The organism is Vibrio sp. 704 (genome assembly GCF_033339295.1).
This window is the reverse complement of record NZ_JAWOUH010000006.1, coordinates 40864-60005: the sequence shown is the minus strand read 5'-3', so window position 1 is coordinate 60005 and position 19142 is coordinate 40864. Positions and strand designations below refer to the sequence as shown.

Sequence of the window (19142 nt, the reverse complement as noted above, 5' to 3'; positions counted from 1 at the left end):
TAATATAAAAAGGACGCTAATGTTAGCGTCCTTTTTCGTTTCTGTATTTACTTAGCCTTGCGGTTTTACGACCATCACATTGATTGGAGAATATTCCACAACCTTACTCGCGACAGAGCCAAGCATTACTTTATTGATTTTAGAGCGCTTGTGACTTGGCATAATGATGAGATCAGCGCCTAAACGTTCTGCATAATCAAGAATGGTCGCGTAGGCCTTGCCTTCAGCAACATGCACTTGGTAAACCACATCTTCAGCAATATGCTCATTAGCGAAAGTTTTTAGTTGCTGCTTCACGTCTTGCTTCATTTTGGCCGCAGCATCTTTCGGAAAGTATGTGGCAACCATCGACATGTGAATACCAGGTAGTACCGTCAGAAGATGGATTTGAGCATTTGCTTGCTTTGCCTGCCAAACCGCTAGTTCAACCGCTCGGTCTGAAAAGCCTTGGTCATTTAGATCAACCGGAACAAGAATTTGTTTGTACATTCAATGTCTCTCATTAAGGCCCCTTTATCCTCGGGGCCAAATCGGTTATGCGCTCAATTGTTCCTTACGAGCACGACGTTTTTGGTTCATTGCAAGCACCAGCAAAATCATTAAGCATGGTACAAACACCCACTCTTTCATCGGACGGTCTGCATCCTGGATAACCCACTTGATTTCCCAATCAAAGTCGATACCTGCGGACTCTGCTGGACTACCAAATTCAACCATATCGACAATCATTTTGTTGTCACTTTCGGTCAGCATCAGACCCATAGATGAAATACGTGCGTCTGCTGTTGTCGCACTGTCTTCGAATGGAAGACGAACCGTTTTCTCAATGTAGTCGCCCTCAAGGTTTTCACCGGCAACACGTAACTCCAATGATTCTCCTACATTTAGTGTTTCCGTGATTTGAGCTACCTCAACGCCAGGAGAAAGAACTTTCGCTGGGTACAGCATGTCCCACCAAAAACCTGGACGGAAAAACGAAAACGTCAGTACTAATAATAGGACTGTTTCCCACCACTTGTTACGCGTGAACCACCACCCTTGAGTTGCCGCAGAGAAAATCAGCATTGCAATGATCGATGAGATGACCGTGAGTGCCAAATGCCACCAAGAGTCGATCCCCATTAACAATAGCTGGGTATTGAACACAAACATGAACGGCAAAATAGCGGTTCGAATATCGTAAGTAAAACCTTGGATACCGGTACGAATTGGATCTGATTTCGCAATTGCTGCTGCTGCAAAAGCCGCAAGGCCTACAGGTGGGGTATCGTCGGCCAAAATACCAAAGTAGAAAACGAACAAGTGCACCGCTATCAACGGAATAATTAAGCCATGCGCTGCGCCGAGCGTAACAATAACCGGCGCCATTAGCGTAGAGACCACGATGTAGTTCGCCGTTGTTGGCAGACCCATCCCCAGAACCAAGCTAATGATGGCGGTAAAGAGCAGCATAAGAATGATGCTGCCACCAGAGATAAACTCGACGAAGTCGGTCATCACTAGGCCGATACCCGTTAGTGTAACAACACCAACAACGGTGCCCGCTGCCGCGGTTGCAACGCCGATACCAATCATATTGCGCGCACCAGAAACTAAGCTCTCGGCAAGATCGACAAAGCCATCTTTGGTTTGCTGAAGCATGTCACCTTGCTTTGACAGCAGTGCAATCAACGGACGTTGAGTCAGCAAAATGAAAATCATGAACACCGTTGCCCAGAATGCCGAAAGGCCAGGTGAGAAACGTTCGACAGTCAAACACCAAACCAATACGACGATAGGGAGTAGGTAGTGCAAGCCTGACTTAACGGTTGGACCAGGATCAGGTACTTCTGTTAATTCTGCATCAATCTCAATTGCGCCATCTTGCACGTGATTTGCTGAGACTTTCACCAACCCAACGTACGCGATTAATAGTGCGACGGTAACAATTGGTGTCGCGGCATCACCAAAGACGTCCTTTGTCCAACCCACTCCGTAGTAAACCAATGCGCTGATCACACACAATCCTAAGATTGTGCCAGTAAAGGACAGCAGACTTTGTACTAGTGTTGGGTTGTGGCGACGAGGAAGGCCCGTCATGCCTGCTTTACATGCTTCAAGGTGAACAATGTAAATTAAAGCAATATAAGAGATTAGCGCTGGAAGTAGGGCAGCTTTAATCACCTCAACGTAGGAGATACCGACGTATTCCACCATCAAAAATGCTGCTGCACCCATGATTGGCGGTGTTAACTGACCATTGGTTGAAGCCGCTACCTCTACCGCACCCGCTTTTGTGCCGGGAAAGCCAACACGCTTCATCAGTGGAATCGTAAAGGTGCCAGTTGTTACTACGTTTGCGATTGAAGAACCAGAAACCAGACCAGATAAACCTGATGCAACAACGGCCGCTTTAGCTGGACCACCTTTCATATGGCCAAGTAACGAGAAGGCAACTTTAATGAAGTAAGCACCAGCACCAGCGCGTTCCAGCATTGCTCCAAACAATACAAACAAGAAGACAAAAGAGGTAGAAACACCTAGCGCAACCCCAAATACGCCTTCTGTTGTTAGCCACAAGTGGGACATGGCCTTGTTCAAGCTTGCCCCTTTGTGTGCGATAACGTCAGGCATGTAAGGGCCTGCAAAGGTGTAAGTAAGGAAAACAGCAGCCACGACCATCAATGGTGGACCAAGAGCTCGGCGTGTTGCTTCTAAAAGGAGGATCATACCGATAACAGCAACAACGATATCAACCGTTGTCGGTGCGCCTGAGCGTCCTGCTAGCTCGGTATAAAAAAGGTATATATAGGCTGCTGAAAAGCTGCCAGCCAACGCGAGTATCCAATCAACAAGAGGGATATGATCGCGAGGAGAATTCTTCATCGCTGGATAAGCAGTGAAAGCCAAAAAGATCGCGAAAGTAAGGTGGATAGATCGCGCTTCCGTGTCGTTCAGTACGCCAAAATTGAAAATAAATGGTAACGGGGATGCGTACCATAATTGAAATAGTGACCAACACAGAGGAACAAACCAAAGGATTCGTCCTTGCATTCCCGAAGGGCTACGTGCACCTGTGTCTGCCTGAGCCACCATTTCTTGCACATCTTGTGACGGAGCTTGATTCGTCGCCATGTACTTTTTCCTTATTATTGATGGTCCTGTCTGATTTTTATCGAGAACCACACTTCGCCTCTATCAGTGTAGTGAATGGAGCGAAGTTTGCTTTCGAGTATTTTGCTGCCTGAACTCAAAGTGTTGATTGTTGGATACTCTGTTAGGCGGCGTTTAAGTTTTCTTGGGTATGAGCTCGCAGTTTTCAGAAGAAAACTGGCGAATGAAGCATACAGTTAGAACGTGCTACAACCTGTATGCTCAAACAGGCAGAAAATATTCTTTCCTGCCTGTATGTAGAGTCTGAGGAAATTACTTAATTAGACCCATTTCTTTGTAGTATTTTTCTGCACCTGGGTGAAGAGGAATAGAAAGACCAGCTTTCACCATGTCTTCTTTCTTCAAGTTTGCGAATGCAGGGTGTAGACGTTTGAAGGTATCAAAGTTTTCAAACACAGCTTTTGCCACGTTGTAAGCGACATCGTCTGAAACATCAGAGGTCGTTACCATTGTTGCTGCAACACCAAAGCTGTTTACGTCTTTGTCTGTGCCGCGGTACATACCAGCCGGTACTGAGCTAAAGGCGTAGTATGGGTTGTCGGCAACAATTTTATCGATTTTAGGGCCTGTTGCTGAAACTAGCTTCGCATCACATGATGTGGTTGCTTCTTTGATTGAACCGTTCGGGTGGCCGACCATGTAAATGAAGGCGTCAATTTTGTTATCACAAAGTGCCTGAGAGCGTTCAGAGCCTTTTAGCTCAGACGCCAATTTGAAGCTGTCGTTTGTCCAACCCATCGCTTCCATGACAACGCCCATCGTTGCACGGTCACCAGAGCCTGGATTACCGATGTTTACGCGCTTACCTTTCAGGTCTTCAACGTTTTCAATACCTGAATCTGCACGCGCAATGATGTTGAAAGGTTCTGTATGAAGAGAGAACATTGCGCGTAGCTTCTTGTACGGGCCTTGTTCTTCAAACTTGCTCGTACCGTTGTAGCCGTGGTACTGCCAATCCGATTGCACGATACCAAAATCTAATTCGCCTGCACGGATAGTGTTAACGTTGTAAATTGAGCCACCAGTCGATTCTACTGAACAACGGATGTTGTGGTCTTTACGACCTTTATTTACCAACTTACAGATAGCACCACCAGTTGGGTAGTAAACACCTGTCACAGAGCCAGTACCGATGGTAATAAACTCTTGAGCGTTAACTGCGCCTGCGCCCATTACGGCTGCAGCGATAGCGCCTACTTTGAGAAGTTTGTTAAATGCCATGAATTTCCCTTCCTTATATTCATTATTTACCCGGAAATAACCATAAATCACTTCTGGAGTTTCCTATTTGGAAACGGCACCTTTTTCAATCCAATCGTTTGAAAAAGCGAGCGAATCATAACAAAAAATTGGCAGAAAATTATCCAATTGTTAAATGTTATAGTTGATAAGTCTGAATTTTGTATCAGGGGATAGGATTCAATTTGTGATTTAATTCTTTTTAAAACAATTGCTTAATTAACGTTTAGTGACTGAAATGAAAAAGATCAATTGCGTGATGTTAATCACAAAATGGATGGTTAAAGAATGAGCGGAGTAAGCAAAAAATTTACATAAATTATGGGCTACAAAATGAGACTTCTTTTATAACCCACAATGAGTTAGCTGATTGAAGCTTTATAGAACTTAACCAGTATATTCGAACAGCTCGCACACTGATTTGAAGAGTTGCTCAGTCGTAATTGCCATGGTTGGCGTAATGAAAATGGTATCGTCACCTGCGACAACACCAAGAATACCTTCGGATTTACCGAGTGAATCAAGCAAGCGAGCAATCAACTGTGCTGCACCTGGGCCAGTGTGAATTACTACTAACGCTGCGTTACGATCGATGTCTAGTACTAGTTCACGCAGAGAACTGCTGACTGTTGGGACACCTAGCTCAGCAGGAAGACAGTAAACCATTTCCATTTTTGCATTGCGCGTACGGACGGCGCCAAATTTAGTCAGCATACGTGAGACTTTAGATTGGTTGATACTCTCAAACCCTTGCTGTTTGAGTGCGTCAACAATCTCGCCCTGTGAGCCAAAGCTTTCTTCTTTTAACAGGGCTTTAAAGGCGCGAACTAAGTTGTCTTGTTTTTCTGAATTGCGCATAGTCATTACAAATCTCTTATTACGGGTCAGCAATTTTGCATATTCTCGCATATATATTCAGGCGGTGCCAAAGAGTCCCAGGATTATGTTAGATGCGTCACTGTAAACTATATACCACATAGAATTCTTTAGCGCGCTGAAGTAGGGCTGTATCTGTTTTCTTGAATTCCTTGTCATTTCAACAGAATAAAAGAATAATCCAAGCCCCATTTGTAGCACGGTAACAGCGAGTTGCGCGAGGTCGCAAAGCTAGCGTTAATTGATTGTAATCAAGTTGTGATTCCGATAGCTTTATTTAAGTTGGTTACAAACTACCCTACGAATACGTTTATAAGAGAAATACTCTCAAGGAGAACTACATGAAAGTAGCCGTTATTGGTGCCGCTGGTGGCATCGGTCAAGCCCTGGCCCTTCTACTTAAGAACCGTCTTCCTGCTGGTTCTGATCTAGCCCTATATGATATTGCTCCAGTAACTCCTGGTGTGGCCGCTGATCTTAGCCACATCCCTACGCCAGTTTCTATCAAAGGTTACGCTGGTGAAGATCCTACTCCAGCACTAGAAGGCGCGGATGTTGTGCTAATTTCTGCTGGTGTTGCGCGTAAGCCAGGTATGGATCGTGCGGATCTATTTAATGTAAACGCTGGTATCGTTAAATCGCTAGCGGAGAAGATTGCGGTTGTTTGTCCGAAAGCTTGTGTTGGTATCATCACAAACCCTGTAAATACAACAGTGCCAATTGCTGCTGAAGTTCTTAAAAAAGCGGGTGTTTATGATAAGCGTCGTCTATTTGGTGTAACAACGTTGGATGTTATCCGTTCAGAAACGTTTGTTGCTGAGCTAAAAGACAAAGATCCAGGTGACGTTCGCGTGCCAGTAATTGGTGGTCACTCTGGCGTAACGATCTTACCTCTACTGTCTCAAGTAGAAGGTGTTGAGTTTACAGCTGAAGAAGTAGAAGCATTAACGAAACGTATTCAAAATGCAGGTACTGAAGTTGTAGAAGCGAAAGCGGGTGGTGGTAGTGCAACACTGTCAATGGGCCAAGCTGCATGTCGCTTTGGTCTGTCTCTGGTTCGTGCTCTTCAAGGTGAAGAAGGCGTAGTTGAGTGCGCTTACGTTGAAGGCGACGGCGAACACGCGACTTACTTCGCGCAACCTGTGAAACTGGGTAAAGAAGGCGTTGAAGAAGTACTAAGCTACGGCAAACTCAGCGATTACGAAAAGTCTGCATTAGACGGTATGCTAGAAACACTAAATGGCGACATCAACATTGGTGTTGAATTCGCAAAGTAATCTAGAAAGCCTATATAAGAAGAAAGCCGATCATTTTGATCGGCTTTTTTGATCCTTGATTTCTCAACTTCGTAAAAATGGTCGAATAAAACCACGTAGTGAAGGAGAAGATGATGGAAGCGAGTCGAATCCGTAAAGGCATGGTTGTTGAGTGCCAACAAGGCGTCGGTACGATATTAGTGGTCGACCATGAAGCAGAGACGGTATTGTTGTCCAAACAAGGGACTGAACAGCAGCTCGCCGTTAGCTTTGATGAAATAGAAGATGATCCACAACTGCATGGCGGTAGTGACAGATATTACTAGCGCCTCCGGCGTCGTCATTAGGTATCAAACGTAAAAAAGGAAGAGCATGCTCTTCCTTTTTGCTATAAGTCTTGCGTTATGGGTAGCTATTGATTACTTCGTGCGTTGTACTGCGACATGAGCCAGAGTAACAAGCGCTTGTTTGTATTCAGACTCTGGCAACACTGATAGTTCTGCGATTGCTTTGTCTGCTTCTTCTAGAGCTTTTTGCGTTGTGTATTCCAGAGAGCCTGCTTCTTTCATGACCGCAAGAATTTCTTCTAAGCGATCCATGCCATTCGCTTTCTCAATCGCTTCACGAATCATGATTGAGTTTTCTGGTGTGGTATTACGCATAGCATGGAGTAGAGGTAAAGTTGGCTTGCCTTCGGCCAAGTCATCACCCACATTTTTACCCATGTCTTCGCCATCAGAAGTGTAATCCATGACGTCATCAATGAGCTGAAACGCAGTGCCTAGATACTTACCGTAATTTTGCATTGCGATTTCAACATGCTCAGGAGCATCATTTAAGATTGCACCGATTTGAGTTGCGGATTCAAATAAGCGCGCAGTCTTAGAGTAGATGACTTGCATGTAGCTTTCTTCTGTCGTGTCAGGGTCGTTACAGTTCATCAACTGCTGTACTTCACCTTCGGCGATCACGTTTACGGCATTGCTCATTAGTTTAAGGATCTTCATGGATCCTAGTTCTGTCATCATCTGAAATGAGCGTGTATAGATAAAGTCCCCAACTAATACGCTAGCCGCATTGCCAAATGCTGCATTCGCAGTGGCTTTACCACGGCGCATGTCTGATTCATCTACCACGTCATCATGCAGCAAAGTCGCTGTATGGATGAACTCAATAAACGCAGCTGCCATTGTATGACCATTGCCTTGGTAACCAAGTGCACGGGCTGACAGTATCGCTAAAAGCGGTCTTAGACGTTTGCCTCCACCACTCACGATATAAAAACCGAGCTGGTTGATTAAAGAGACATCAGAATTAAGTTGGGCTTGAATTGTTTCATTCACTTTTGCCATGTCATCGGCAGTAAGCGCTTGGATAGTTTTAAAATCCATCGTATATCCGGCTGAAGTTAGACCCTGCAAGGCTTATTCGATTTATATAATTGTCGAATAATACACTAAAAAACGTTGATTAATACATTACTAAAGGGCATGATTGCCGCACTTTTCTTTGGCGATTAGCTTTTCGCCAATTTTTTCAAAATATGGCTTGTCATAGGAGCATCTATTCTGTAGAATCTGCGCCCTATTGATGATTAGTTTAGCGCACACCCTCAAGAAAGGCTGTGCGGAAAAAGCGGAGTAAAATATGTACGCTGTTTTCCAATCTGGTGGTAAACAACACCGTGTAAGCGAAGGTCAAACTCTTCGTTTAGAGAAATTAGACGTTGAAACTGGTGCAACTGTAGAATTTGATAAAGTTCTTCTTGTTGCTAACGGCGAAGACATCAAAGTTGGTGCTCCTCTTGTAGAGGGCGGCAAAATTGTTGCTGAAGTTGTACAACACGGTCGTGGCGATAAAGTTAAAATCGTTAAGTTCCGTCGTCGTAAGCACTCTCGTAAGCAACAGGGTCACCGTCAGTGGTTCACTGAAGTGAAGATCACTGGTATCAACGCTTAATCTATTAGGAGAGTTTAACAATGGCACACAAAAAAGCTGGTGGTTCTACTCGTAACGGCCGCGATTCAGAAAGCAAACGTCTAGGTGTTAAGCGTTTCGGTGGTGAATCTGTACTTGCAGGTAACATCATCGTTCGTCAACGTGGTACTAAGTTCCACGCTGGTAACAACGTAGGTATCGGTAAAGACCACACTCTATTCGCTCTTACTGAAGGTAAAGTGAAGTTCGAAGTGAAAGGTCCTAAGAACCGTAAGTTTGTAAGCATCGAAGCTGAGTAATTAGGTTTTTAACCAAATTACTTAATAGCTTTAAGCTGAATTCAAAAGCCCTGCCGAATCGGCGGGGTTTTTTATTTGTGGCAGTCGACATATCGAAGTTTCTCGCTAAGATCCTAAGCGATTTGAATCTGGGAGCTTAGATCTGTCATCTGCTAAAATTGTCGGATGACATAGTAAGATTTAATCCACGCACGAAGTAGTCGGAGTAAAAGATGAAGTTCGTAGATGAAGCGGTAGTAAAAGTTCAGGCTGGTGATGGCGGTAGTGGCGTTGTCAGTTTCTGGCGTGAAAAATTCATCACTAAAGGTGGCCCTGATGGCGGTGATGGCGGTGACGGTGGTGATGTTTATATCCAAGCTGATGAAAACCTAAATACCCTGATTGATTACCGTTTCCAGCGCTTCTACGAAGCTGAGCGTGGTGAAAACGGTCGCGGTGGTAACTGTACAGGTAAGCGTGGTAAAGACATCGTTCTTCGTGTACCTGTGGGTACGCGCGCTGTGGATATCCACACAAATGAAATCGTGGCGGAAGTTGCTGAACACGGTAAGAAAGTGATGATCGCAAAAGGTGGTTGGCACGGTCTAGGTAACACGCGTTTCAAATCTTCAGTAAACCGCGCGCCTCGTCAGAGAACATTGGGTACAAAAGGTGAAGTACGCGAAATTCGCCTTGAGCTATTGCTTCTTGCTGATGTGGGTATGCTTGGTCTACCTAATGCCGGTAAATCAACCTTTATCCGCGCAGTATCAGCAGCAAAACCGAAAGTCGCTGATTACCCATTCACGACTTTGATCCCAAGCTTGGGTGTCGTAAGTGTCGTACCAGAGAAAAGTTTTGTTGTTGCAGACATCCCTGGTTTGATCGAGGGTGCAGCAGATGGCGCTGGCCTTGGTATTCGATTCTTGAAGCACTTAGAGCGTTGTCGAGTGTTGCTGCACATGATCGATATTATGCCAATTGATCAGTCCGATCCGGTGCAAAATGCATTGACGATCATTGATGAACTAGAACAATACAGCGAGAAACTGGCAAGTAAGCCGCGCTGGTTAGTGTTCAACAAAGTTGATCTAATGCCTGAAGAAGAAGCGAATGAGAAGATCCAAGAAATCTTAGACGCACTAGGTTGGGAAGACGAGTACTTTAAGATCTCGGCGATCAATCGTAACGGTACTAAAGAGCTTTGTTACAAACTGGCTGACTTTATGGATAACCTACCTCGCGAAGAGGAAGAAGTGGCTGAAGAAGATAAAGTTAACTTCATGTGGGATGATTACCATAAAGATGCGATGGCGGGTAAAGACGTTATCACTGAAGATGACGACGACGATTGGGATGACTGGGACGATGAAGAAGATGACGGTCACGTTGTCTACGTTCGTGACTAATCAGAACGGTCAAACAATGCCTGTTTGCCTATAATTCATTAAGCCGCAATTATTTATTGCGGCTTTTTTTGTATCTAAATCATATTTAGGTGATGTGATTTACGGCACAATAACCGATACGTCGTGTTTTTTGAGGGTTAGTTTGGCCCTCGCGCGTATGAATGAGTAACACCCTAAAAGGAATTAGACTTATTTATGACTCTAGAAACCATACCGCCTAGAGAGTTGGCGGTATCTACTCAACGATCGATTTCTCGTCTTGTCGCCCAAGCCGGACAAATGCTACTTGCTCATGGTGCTGAAAGTACTCTTGTGAGCGATATTATGCGTCGTATTGGCCTTGCTTGTGGGGTGAATGAAGTTGCGGTAGCACTATCAGCTAATGCATTGGTTGTGACGACGGTAATGGATGGACACTGCATCACCACCACCCGAAGCTGCGCTGATCGTGGCATCAATATGCGCGTTATTACGCAAATTCAACGAATCTGTATCATGATGGAACGTGGTTTGCTCGATTCAACCATGGCGCAGAAAAAGCTGAACGCTATCAGTCCAGAGCGTTATAACCGCTGGTTGGTGGTGTTTATGATTGGCTTGTCTTGTGCGGCATTCAGTCATCTAGCTGGTGGTGACTGGGGAGTATTCATTATGACCTTTTTAGCTTCAGCTGGTGGCATGATCGTTCGCCAAGAAATTGGTCATCGTCATTTCAACCCTCTATTGAACTTTGCTGCGACCGCTTTTGTGACTACCTTAATTTCAGCACAGGCGGAAATTTACCAAATCGGTAATCTACCTACCGTAGCAATGGCATCGTCGGTATTAATGCTTGTACCTGGTTTCCCACTCATTAACTCTGTCGCAGATATGTTGAAAGGCCACATTAATATGGGCATTGCTCGATTTGTGATGGCTAGTTTACTAACGTTGGCGACATGTTTGGGGATCGTTGCTGCGATGAGTGTAACTGGAATTTGGGGGTGGGCTATCTAATGAGTTTATTTGATTTGATGTTTGGCCTGTTGAATGACATGTTTTTTGCGGCGATTCCCGCCGTAGGATTTGCATTGGTTTTTAACGTGCCACAAAGAGCTTTAGTGTATTGCGCTGTTGGTGGTGCGATTGGTCATGGTAGCCGCTACTTGATGATGCAGTTTGGCATTCCTATTGAGTGGGCAACCTTTTTTGCCGCGACGTTAGTTGGGATGATTGGTGTGTACTGGTCTCACCGTTTTCTCGCGCATCCAAAAGTGTTTACTGTGGCTGCTTTGATCCCGATGGTGCCGGGTGTGTTTGCGTACAAAGCAATGATCGCTATGGTAGAGATCAATCATGTTGGCTACTCACCCGAGCTTGTCGCAACCTGTATGGAAAACTTTCTTAAGGCCATGTTTATTATTGCAGGTTTAGCTGTTGGTCTTGCGGTTCCAGGGCTGTTATTCTATCGCCGCAGACCAATTGTATAAGGACCTAACATGATCATTAGTATGATTGCCGCGATGGCCGACAATCGCATCATTGGCAAAGACAATCAAATGCCTTGGCATCTTCCCGCCGATTTCGCTTGGTTTAAGCGTTGTACCATGGGAAAACCGGTTTTGATGGGACGCAAAACCTATGAGTCTATTGGTCGCCCTTTACCTGGTCGCTTGAATATTGTTATCAGCCGTGATGAGACACTAAAGATCGAAGGCGTCACTACCGTAACATCGATTGAGCAAGCTTTGGACGTGGCTGGTGACGTGGAAGAAGTGATGATCATTGGTGGTGGTGCGATTTACGCATCTTGTCTGCCGATGGCCAATAAACTGTATGTAACACACATTGAAGCCGCGATTGATGGTGATACTCAGTTCCCAGACTGGGGAGATCAATTTAAGGAAACTTACTCAGAAATGTATCAAGCCGATGAGAAGAACGCCTACAACATGCGTTTTACGGTGTTAGAGAAGTAATTCGAGATTAAAACGGGGTAATGCCGTTCGTATAGCAGCGAGCGGCCATCCCAACCTACCGTCATCCTGAAAAGCGACGAAAGAGCGAGATTCAGGAGCCTCTATACGAGTACTTTGTTGTCAAAGGTATTTCTATCTATTCGCAGCGCGAGGATATTAGATTCCTAGTCTCGTTAAGGCTCGTTGGAATGACCCTACAGGAGGTGTTAAGTGACAGGTATTCTTCCTACTATGGATTATCGACTGTTATTCAGTGTTTAACTTAACGCATCCTGAGTAAAAATTTTCTTATCTTCCCAACGGATCATGGTCAGGCTTCCTCCCCAAACGCAGCCAGTATCTAGCCCGATGACTTCGTTGCTCATATAGCCTTGTAGTGCAGCCCAGTGCCCAAAGAGCACCGCTTTGTTTAAGTGGATACGTTTAGGCACATCAAACCATGGAATAAGTTCGTTACCGGAAACTTGTTGCGGTGGCAATTTACAATCCATATCCAAACGACCATCAGGGAAACAAAAGCGCATCCGCGTAAAAGCATTGATAATATAACGGTATCGGTCCAAACCCTGTAGAGAGTCATCCCAGGAATCAGGTTGATTGCTGTACATGTTTTTTAATAGCCAAGGCAGCTCTTCACTTTGGATGATGCGCTCAACTTCACGGGCACACTTTCTCGCTGTTTTTAGATTCCATTGCGGTGATATGCCAGCGTGACACATCACGAACTCGTCATGCTCGGTCAATAGAGGTTGCTGAGCTAGCCATGTCAGTAGTTCCTCTTTGTCAGGGGCCGTGAAAATAGGTGCGGTTTTATCTTTGTCTTTGACCTTTTTTATCCCGTGAGCCACTGCGAGAAGGTGAAGGTCGTGATTACCAAGCACCACGATTGCGTTTGCGCCAAGTGACTTCACAAAGCGTAACGTTTCTAGTGATTTAGGCCCTCTGGCGACCAAATCACCAGCAAGCCAAAGTTGGTCTTTTTTCGCAGAGAAAGATACTTTTTCTAGTAGTCGCTGCAATTCATCAAAACAGCCTTGGATGTCACCAACAATATAGGTAGCCACTGAATCTCCAATTTACTAATTTAAAACATTTGGAACAGCCAAGCGAAATGGTTCAATTTCGGTGATGAACTCTTGCCCTTTTTCATCCAGCATTTTGTAGTGTCCTTGCATAACGCCGACAGGGGTTTCTAACGCTGTTCCGCTACTGTACGTGTATTCATCATTGCTTGGAATAAAGGGCTGCTGGCCTACCACTCCGTCACCTTCAACCGTCATTTGCTTGCCATTCGAGTCTGTGATTAGCCAGCGGCGGCTCACTAACTGTACGGTTTGTTGGCTAAGGTTTTTGATGGTGATGATATAAGCGAAAACGTAGCGTTGTAGCTCTGGGTTGGACTGTTCTTCGATGTATTTGGTGTGAACTTGAATTTTGATGCAAGGTTGAATGACGTCCATGTGCACTCCTCAGAAACGTAATATCCCAATAATAATAAGCCAAACCTACAAGGGTTTGGCTCATTGTTTGAGTTCTTAGTGCTGCGGGTTATCCGCAAGCCAGTTCGCCATTGCGACGAATTGTTCTAGCGTCAGGTTCTCTGGACGCATGCTTGGATTAACACCTAGCTCTTCTAGTACTTCTGTGCTTAACAACGATTTGTAGCAGTTACGAACTGTTTTACGACGTTGGTTAAAGCCTTCACGACAAACGCGATCGAGCAAACGCAGATCTTTCGCCGGGCATGGCAGCTCTTCGTAAGGCACTAAACGAACAACGGCAGAATCCACTTTCGGTGGTGGAACGAATGCCGTTGGCGGTACTTCCAGTACTGGTACCACTTTACAGTAGTACTGAGCCATTACCGTTAAACGGCCGTAAGCTTTGCTGCCAGGGCCGGCGGCTAAGCGGTTTACCACTTCTTTTTGCAGCATAAAGTGCATGTCTTGAATGTCTTTATGGAACTCAAAAAGGTGGAACATCAATGGTGTAGAGATGTTGTATGGCAAGTTACCAAAAATGCGCAGCTTGTTGTTTGGCTTCACTAGTTGAGTGAAGTCAAAACGCATAGCGTCACCCTCATGGATGGTCAACTTATCTGCCAGTTCAGGGTGAGTACGTAGGCGTTCCGCCAGATCGCGGTCTAATTCGATAACTGTGAACTTATCCACTTCACGACCTACTGGCTCAGTGATTGCACCAAGACCAGGACCGATTTCAACCAGGTTTTGACCTGGTTTTGGGTTAATCGCTGATACGATTCCATCAATAATGTATGGATCGTTCAGGAAGTTTTGACCAAAACGTTTACGCGCTTTGTGTCCTAAATGGACATCATTTCTCATTGTTTCTTCTCTACCAAATCTATCGCATGCGTGAGCGCTGTTCGGAAACTCCCTGTATCCGCTTGACCTGTCCCTGCCAGATCTAATGCAGTACCGTGGTCCACCGATGTTCTAATAAAAGGTAGGCCAAGAGTAATGTTTACTGAACGACCAAAGCCTTTGTATTTTAATACTGGCAACACTTGATCATGGTACATGCCTAAAACAGCATCAGCATCATTTAAATATTTTTCATTGAAAATGGTATCAGCCGGCAGAGGGCCGATCAGGTTGATACCTTTTTCTTGTCGAATTTTTTCCAGTGTCGGAGTGATGGTTTCGATCTCTTCACGACCTAAGCAGCCATCTTCGCCAGCATGAGGGTTAAGCCCACAAACGTAGATGTTTGGTTGTGCGATAGCAAACTTTTCTACAAGGTCTTTATGAAGAATATCGATGATTTTTTCTAATCGCTCTTCGGTGACAGCTTTGGACACATAAGCTAAAGGAATATGTGTTGTAACCAGCGCCACGCGTAGTCCTTCCGTTGCTAGCATCATTACGACTAGCGGCGTTTGTGACTTCTCGGCGAAAAATTCAGTATGACCACTGAATGCAACACCTGCGCGATTAATCACCCCCTTATGAACAGGGCCGGTGACAATAGCATCAAATTCATCATTCATACAGCCTAAAGCCGCTCTTTCTAGCGTTTTTAGTACATAGTGACCATTCGCTTCATTGAGCTCGCCTGCGACCGCAGGTTCCGATATTTGGATATGGTCAACGATAAGCGTGCCCGCTTTTTGTGCTTTAGGTGCTTCTTCTGGATTGTAATCAGACAGTTGGACTTCGATGCCAAGCTGCTTGGCTCGCTCCATCAGCATATTCTTATCGGCACAGACGACAATTTGGTGCGCCCAATCTTCTTTCGATAGGGCAAGCACTAAGTCTGGGCCGATACCCGCAGGTTCCCCTGCGGTTACGACAATTCTACGAATTGTATTAGTTGTCATTGTTGTCATCCACGATTTCAACAAACGCACTTGCGCGTAGCTCTTGCATCCATGCGCCCGCTTCTTCATTAAATTTACGGTTAAATAGAATACGGTAAGCTTTGTTCTTCATCGCTGAGTCAGTACGGTCAACTTGGCGACGATCCAACACTTCAACGATATGCCAGCCGTGAACGGTTTTGAACGGTTCGCTGATTGAGCCAACTGGCAGAGTTTCTACTTGGTGCTTGAATTCTGGCACGTAAAGATCTGGCGTTTGATAACCTAGTTCACCGTCTTGTGCTGCCGAGCCAGGATCTTGACTGTATTGTGTTGCCAATTGAGCGAACGTTGCTTCACCGGCTTTGATGCGGCGTACAAATTCATTCAGTTGCTTCTTCGCCCCTTCGTCGCTCAGAATCACGGTTGGTTTAATCAAAATATGACGCGCATTTACTTCCGTTACCGCAACCGTTTCTAGGCCTTTTACATCCTCTATTTTTAGGATGTGGAAACCAACGCCACTACGGAAAGGACCAATAATGCTGCCTTTGTTTTGCATCTTGATCTGATCAGCAAAGATGGTCGGCATCTCTTCTTTACGCATCCAGCCCCAGTCACCACCTTGTAAAGCTTTAGGACCTTTAGAGTAGGTGTAGGCCATCTCCGTAAAATCTGCACCTTCGTTTAGCTTTTTCGCGAGCGCTTTAGCTTCTGCTTCTACAGCAGATTTTTCTTTATCGTCAGAGAAGCGCAGTTGAATGTGTCCAATTTTGTATTGAACAGTCGCATTGGTTTCTTGTGATAGTTGCTCAGCAAGGCTATCGACCTCTGCTGGAAGGATATTAATACGGCGACGAACCAGTGCATTGCGGGCTTCTGATGCGGCGATTTCCTTACGAATTTGTTCGCGGAATTCTGGGTAACTTAAACCTTCACTTTCTACAGAAGCGGCGAGTTGTTCTACTGTTTGCTCATTATTACGTGCGATCTCTGCAATCGCTTGGTTTAAACGGTTGTCGTCAATACGCACACCAATACGGTCTGCTTCTTGGCCTTGCAACGTGTCAATAATAAGTTTTTCAACAACTTGTTCTTTTAATACGCTGGTAGAAGGTAAGCTCTTTCTACTTTGACGTGCGTTGGCTTGCAGCGTTTTCATCGCTGTTTCGATGTCGCTTTGTAGAACTACACCGTCGTTCACGATGACCGCAACCTTATCGATCTCTACTGGTGCTGCAACCGCTCCGCAAGAGAGTAGGGTCGTGAATAAGATTGATTTCCAAATTTTCATTTAAAATTCCGTCAGTATTTTTGAATAGGCGTCTTATTCATTTAAGACGCCTATTTTGATTAATTGTTCAGATAGAATGGGCGGCCGTACTTAATCGCGTTGTCAGAACCATCCAGTTCTTTGACAGCAGTGTCTTCACGCTGGTTGGTCGCAAAGCCTTGAATACCGAAGTTAACGCTGAAGTTATTTTCGTATTCAGGTGATGCCCCGGTGCTGCCGATAGCTTGGTCTTCCCAACCAAGCAATTGGTTTGAGTAAGTGACGCCAATGTACCAACAGTCAGATTGGTAACGTAGGCTCGCTAACCATTCTAGGTCCGCATTTTCATTGAGGTCGTAGTAGTATTGACCACTCGCAGACCAGTTCGGGTTGAACTCGTAGGCCGCTACAATACCTGCTTGAGAAATACCTTTACGAGTAATTGTGTCTAGGTTTTCGAGAATGATCGTATCTTCGATGTATTCACGCGTAACGTAGCGATAGTTACCCTGAATAAAGCCGCCGTTGAATTGGTATTCCAAGGTACTGTTTGCCAACTGCATGGAGCTCAAATCAATATCGTATTGAATTCCACCGTGATAGAACAAGTAATCGTTGTAGTTGAAATCAGCTTCAATTGCCCATGATGAGTAATTGGTTGTCTCATCCGGAAGATTTGGGCTGTTGCTCAGTTTGGTCTTTTTATCGAAGTAGTAAATCTGACCAAATGAAACGTTAAGACGCTCTTTATAGTCATCATCAAAGAAGCGAGTACTCGCACCGTAGCTTAACTGGTTCGCCGAGGCGATTTTATCAATGCCACTGTACTTACGACTGCGGAATAGCCCGTAGTAGTCGGTTTGTAGCAAGGTGGTATCGTAGTTGTAGATGTTGGTTTGATCTTCTTCAGGTACGTACAAGTACTGCAGCTGAGGCTCCAGTGTTTGGGTGTAGCCCTTGATCCAGCTTGTATTTCGCTCTAAGTAAAGTTGCGCATGCGTACGGAACTCAGGAATAACACGAGAAACTTCATCATCCAACTGGTTTTGCAAGTTTACATCTGTCAAACCCGTTAAGTCTTGAGAGTAATACGTAGAGAGCACACGCGCTTCTGTTGTCCACGTTGCCCATGAGTTTGAGAGTGGTAATGTAAGCCCTGGTTCAATGTGAACACGGGTCGCATTTGGTCGCGCAGCATCGCTGGTATCGAAGCGGCTGACTTGGCTCTTCACGTCAAAGTTAAGGTAGTCTCCCCACAACGGCGTGTAGTAGTTCAAGTCTAACTGAGGAAGCAGGCGATAAGGGCGGTTCTCTTCTTTCAATAAGATTTGGAAGTCACGAACGGTTAACGAGGCATCCCAGAAGTCAGAACGATATTGTACTTGTCCTTCTTGAACCAGTTGACCATCTTCACGGTTACCAATATCGGAGTCGAGATCGAGGAAGTAATCAATATCACTCACTTTTGAGTAATCAACTTTGACTATCCACTGTTTATTGATGATACCGTCGTGTTTAACTTGGTAGCCCCAACGAGACTCGTCCTGATATTTGCGATCACTATTGAGGTATTCGCCTTTGATTTCCCCATTTCCCCAACCATCTGTTAGGTAGCGGAAATCAGTATCGAGTTTTGTACCACGTTGCTGCATATAGAGCGTGGTGAGTGTCATGTCATATTGAGGCGCGATGTTCCAATAGAATGGCACCTCGACTTCCATACCATCACTAGAACCGTACGATAAAGAAGGGAAGAGGAAACCCGTTTTACGCGTATCTCCAATTGGCATGGTTAGATACGGCACATAGAAAACAGGCACATCTAACACTTCAAATCGAGGGTGGTGCAGCGTCGCTGTCTCTTCATCTTGGTCAACATCGATGCCTGACGCAACCAATCGCCATGAATTATCGCCTTGAGGGCACGATGTGATAGAGCCGTCTTCGAGTTCATAAACCGACTGACCTGTGCGGGCGATATAGGCTGCAGTGCCTCGGCCTTGTTGGCAAAGGAACTGATAATCGGTGTTCTCAAGTGAAAACGTATCTTGATTAATGTCGTTAGTAACACGATCAGATCGAGCTTTGACTTGGCCGTCATTGAAAGTCACGTTGCCTTCGGCAACCACGACGTTGTCTTGTTGGTGCAGCGTTACGCTATCTGCGGTAATTTTCTTCTGGCCTTGGGTGACTTGTACATTACCTGAGTACTGAGCTTTGTCACCATTGATGGCTTGCAGGGTGTCAGCTTCTACCACTACTGGGGTATTAAGAGCGTCCTCCTCGCCACTTGTATCGACCAAACATTGATCTGTGGCGGGCATTTCCTGCACACTATCATGGATATTCGCTTCAGCTTGAGTGGTGGGTACAAACAAGGCGGTGCTGATAGAGGCCGCTAAAAATGTGCGGGAGAAATGTTGCATTGAATTGAACTTTCCTG

19 protein-coding genes are annotated in these 19142 nt (G+C 45.2%); 8 read left to right on the top strand and 11 right to left on the bottom strand.

Annotation, left to right across the window (positions count from 1 at the left end; genetic code table 11):
- Positions 1-51: 51 nt before the first annotated feature.
- From R7R24_RS10900 to argR, 4 genes are all read right to left on the bottom strand, one after another.
- Positions 52-489, bottom strand: coding sequence for a universal stress protein (locus tag R7R24_RS10900; protein ID WP_005379654.1), 438 nt, complete (start codon positions 487-489; stop codon positions 52-54).
- A gap of 45 nt (positions 490-534) precedes the next feature.
- Entirely contained in the window at positions 535-3114 is a 2580-nt protein-coding gene (locus tag R7R24_RS10895; protein ID WP_005383099.1) for a TRAP transporter permease, read from the bottom strand.
- Between the two features lie 291 nt (positions 3115-3405).
- Positions 3406-4374: a TAXI family TRAP transporter solute-binding subunit gene (locus R7R24_RS10890; protein ID WP_005379657.1), complete on the bottom strand. Its 969-nt coding sequence runs from the start codon at positions 4372-4374 to the stop codon at positions 3406-3408.
- Positions 4375-4779: 405 nt separating this feature from the next.
- Positions 4780-5250: a transcriptional regulator ArgR gene (argR, locus tag R7R24_RS10885; protein WP_005379659.1), complete on the bottom strand. Its 471-nt coding sequence runs from the start codon at positions 5248-5250 to the stop codon at positions 4780-4782.
- A gap of 359 nt (positions 5251-5609) precedes the next feature.
- Between argR and mdh the strand changes: the two genes are divergently transcribed.
- Together mdh and R7R24_RS10875 are read left to right on the top strand one after the other, a co-directional pair.
- Complete coding sequence (gene mdh / locus R7R24_RS10880) at positions 5610-6545, top strand: malate dehydrogenase (RefSeq protein ID WP_005379660.1); 936 nt, start codon at positions 5610-5612, stop codon at positions 6543-6545.
- A gap of 113 nt (positions 6546-6658) precedes the next feature.
- Positions 6659-6850, top strand: a complete 192-nt coding sequence (locus R7R24_RS10875) for a hypothetical protein (protein WP_005379661.1) — start codon at positions 6659-6661, stop codon at positions 6848-6850.
- A gap of 93 nt (positions 6851-6943) precedes the next feature.
- Here the strand turns inward: R7R24_RS10875 and ispB are convergent, their stop codons facing one another.
- A complete protein-coding gene (gene ispB, locus R7R24_RS10870; protein ID WP_025768368.1) occupies positions 6944-7915 on the bottom strand; it encodes an octaprenyl diphosphate synthase in 972 nt (323 codons plus the stop codon).
- Positions 7916-8171: 256 nt separating this feature from the next.
- On the opposite strand from ispB, the gene rplU reads away from it, so the two are divergent.
- From rplU to folA, 6 genes are all read left to right on the top strand, one after another.
- Entirely contained in the window at positions 8172-8483 is a 312-nt protein-coding gene (gene rplU / locus R7R24_RS10865; protein WP_005383096.1) for a 50S ribosomal protein L21, read from the top strand.
- 20 nt (positions 8484-8503) lie between these two features.
- Positions 8504-8761, top strand: a complete 258-nt coding sequence (gene rpmA / locus R7R24_RS10860; RefSeq protein ID WP_005383095.1) for a 50S ribosomal protein L27 — start codon at positions 8504-8506, stop codon at positions 8759-8761.
- Between the two features lie 212 nt (positions 8762-8973).
- On the top strand, positions 8974-10149 hold the full coding sequence (gene cgtA, locus R7R24_RS10855; protein WP_005383091.1) for an Obg family GTPase CgtA: 1176 nt from the start codon (positions 8974-8976) through the stop codon (positions 10147-10149).
- Positions 10150-10344: 195 nt separating this feature from the next.
- Positions 10345-11145: a threonine/serine exporter family protein gene (locus R7R24_RS10850; RefSeq protein WP_005379664.1), complete on the top strand. Its 801-nt coding sequence runs from the start codon at positions 10345-10347 to the stop codon at positions 11143-11145.
- Entirely contained in the window at positions 11145-11618 is a 474-nt protein-coding gene (locus R7R24_RS10845; RefSeq protein ID WP_005379665.1) for a threonine/serine exporter family protein, read from the top strand. Before R7R24_RS10850 ends, R7R24_RS10845 begins: the two co-directional genes overlap by 1 nt.
- Positions 11619-11627: 9 nt before the next feature.
- Positions 11628-12107 carry a type 3 dihydrofolate reductase gene (gene folA, locus R7R24_RS10840; RefSeq protein ID WP_017820272.1) on the top strand — a complete coding sequence of 160 codons (480 nt, stop codon included), beginning with the start codon at positions 11628-11630 and terminating at the stop codon, positions 12105-12107.
- Positions 12108-12364: 257 nt separating this feature from the next.
- On the opposite strand, the gene apaH is transcribed toward folA, so the two are convergent.
- The 6 genes from apaH to lptD all read right to left on the bottom strand — a co-directional run bounded on the left by apaH (position 12365) and on the right by lptD (position 19125).
- Positions 12365-13171, bottom strand: a complete 807-nt coding sequence (gene apaH / locus R7R24_RS10835; RefSeq protein WP_258472261.1) for a bis(5'-nucleosyl)-tetraphosphatase (symmetrical) ApaH — start codon at positions 13169-13171, stop codon at positions 12365-12367.
- A gap of 15 nt (positions 13172-13186) precedes the next feature.
- The gene (gene apaG, locus R7R24_RS10830; protein ID WP_005379668.1) at positions 13187-13567 is read right to left on the bottom strand and encodes a Co2+/Mg2+ efflux protein ApaG; all 381 of its coding nucleotides are present in this window, start codon (positions 13565-13567) and stop codon (positions 13187-13189) included.
- A gap of 75 nt (positions 13568-13642) precedes the next feature.
- Positions 13643-14452, bottom strand: a complete 810-nt coding sequence (rsmA, locus tag R7R24_RS10825) for a 16S rRNA (adenine(1518)-N(6)/adenine(1519)-N(6))-dimethyltransferase RsmA (RefSeq protein ID WP_005379669.1) — start codon at positions 14450-14452, stop codon at positions 13643-13645.
- Positions 14449-15447 carry a 4-hydroxythreonine-4-phosphate dehydrogenase PdxA gene (gene pdxA / locus R7R24_RS10820; protein ID WP_005379670.1) on the bottom strand — a complete coding sequence of 333 codons (999 nt, stop codon included), beginning with the start codon at positions 15445-15447 and terminating at the stop codon, positions 14449-14451. Before pdxA ends, rsmA begins: the two co-directional genes overlap by 4 nt.
- On the bottom strand, positions 15437-16720 hold the full coding sequence (surA, locus tag R7R24_RS10815) for a peptidylprolyl isomerase SurA (RefSeq protein ID WP_054579264.1): 1284 nt from the start codon (positions 16718-16720) through the stop codon (positions 15437-15439). Before surA ends, pdxA begins: the two co-directional genes overlap by 11 nt.
- 59 nt (positions 16721-16779) lie before the next feature.
- Positions 16780-19125, bottom strand: coding sequence for an LPS assembly protein LptD (gene lptD, locus R7R24_RS10810; RefSeq protein ID WP_054579263.1), 2346 nt, complete (start codon positions 19123-19125; stop codon positions 16780-16782).
- Positions 19126-19142 lie beyond the last annotated feature (17 nt).

Excerpts from the sequence above, each read along its gene's own strand:
- R7R24_RS10850 (WP_005379664.1), top strand. The coding sequence starts at position 10,345 with ATGACTCTAGAAACCATACCGCCTAGAGAGTTGGCGGTATCTACTCAA.
- ispB (WP_025768368.1), bottom strand. The coding sequence starts at position 7,915 with ATGGATTTTAAAACTATCCAAGCGCTTACTGCCGATGACATGGCAAAA.
- argR (WP_005379659.1), bottom strand. The coding sequence starts at position 5,250 with ATGCGCAATTCAGAAAAACAAGACAACTTAGTTCGCGCCTTTAAAGCC.
- R7R24_RS10890 (WP_005379657.1), bottom strand. The coding sequence starts at position 4,374 with ATGGCATTTAACAAACTTCTCAAAGTAGGCGCTATCGCTGCAGCCGTA.
- folA (WP_017820272.1), top strand. The coding sequence starts at position 11,628 with ATGATCATTAGTATGATTGCCGCGATGGCCGACAATCGCATCATTGGC.
- R7R24_RS10845 (WP_005379665.1), top strand. The coding sequence starts at position 11,145 with ATGAGTTTATTTGATTTGATGTTTGGCCTGTTGAATGACATGTTTTTT.
- R7R24_RS10900 (WP_005379654.1), bottom strand. The coding sequence starts at position 489 with ATGTACAAACAAATTCTTGTTCCGGTTGATCTAAATGACCAAGGCTTT.
- pdxA (WP_005379670.1), bottom strand. The coding sequence starts at position 15,447 with ATGACAACTAATACAATTCGTAGAATTGTCGTAACCGCAGGGGAACCT.
- R7R24_RS10875 (WP_005379661.1), top strand. The coding sequence starts at position 6,659 with ATGGAAGCGAGTCGAATCCGTAAAGGCATGGTTGTTGAGTGCCAACAA.
- rpmA (WP_005383095.1), top strand. The coding sequence starts at position 8,504 with ATGGCACACAAAAAAGCTGGTGGTTCTACTCGTAACGGCCGCGATTCA.
- apaG (WP_005379668.1), bottom strand. The coding sequence starts at position 13,567 with ATGGACGTCATTCAACCTTGCATCAAAATTCAAGTTCACACCAAATAC.
- cgtA (WP_005383091.1), top strand. The coding sequence starts at position 8,974 with ATGAAGTTCGTAGATGAAGCGGTAGTAAAAGTTCAGGCTGGTGATGGC.
- rplU (WP_005383096.1), top strand. The coding sequence starts at position 8,172 with ATGTACGCTGTTTTCCAATCTGGTGGTAAACAACACCGTGTAAGCGAA.
- surA (WP_054579264.1), bottom strand. The coding sequence starts at position 16,720 with ATGAAAATTTGGAAATCAATCTTATTCACGACCCTACTCTCTTGCGGA.
- mdh (WP_005379660.1), top strand. The coding sequence starts at position 5,610 with ATGAAAGTAGCCGTTATTGGTGCCGCTGGTGGCATCGGTCAAGCCCTG.
- rsmA (WP_005379669.1), bottom strand. The coding sequence starts at position 14,452 with ATGAGAAATGATGTCCATTTAGGACACAAAGCGCGTAAACGTTTTGGT.
- lptD (WP_054579263.1), bottom strand. The coding sequence starts at position 19,125 with ATGCAACATTTCTCCCGCACATTTTTAGCGGCCTCTATCAGCACCGCC.
- R7R24_RS10895 (WP_005383099.1), bottom strand. The coding sequence starts at position 3,114 with ATGGCGACGAATCAAGCTCCGTCACAAGATGTGCAAGAAATGGTGGCT.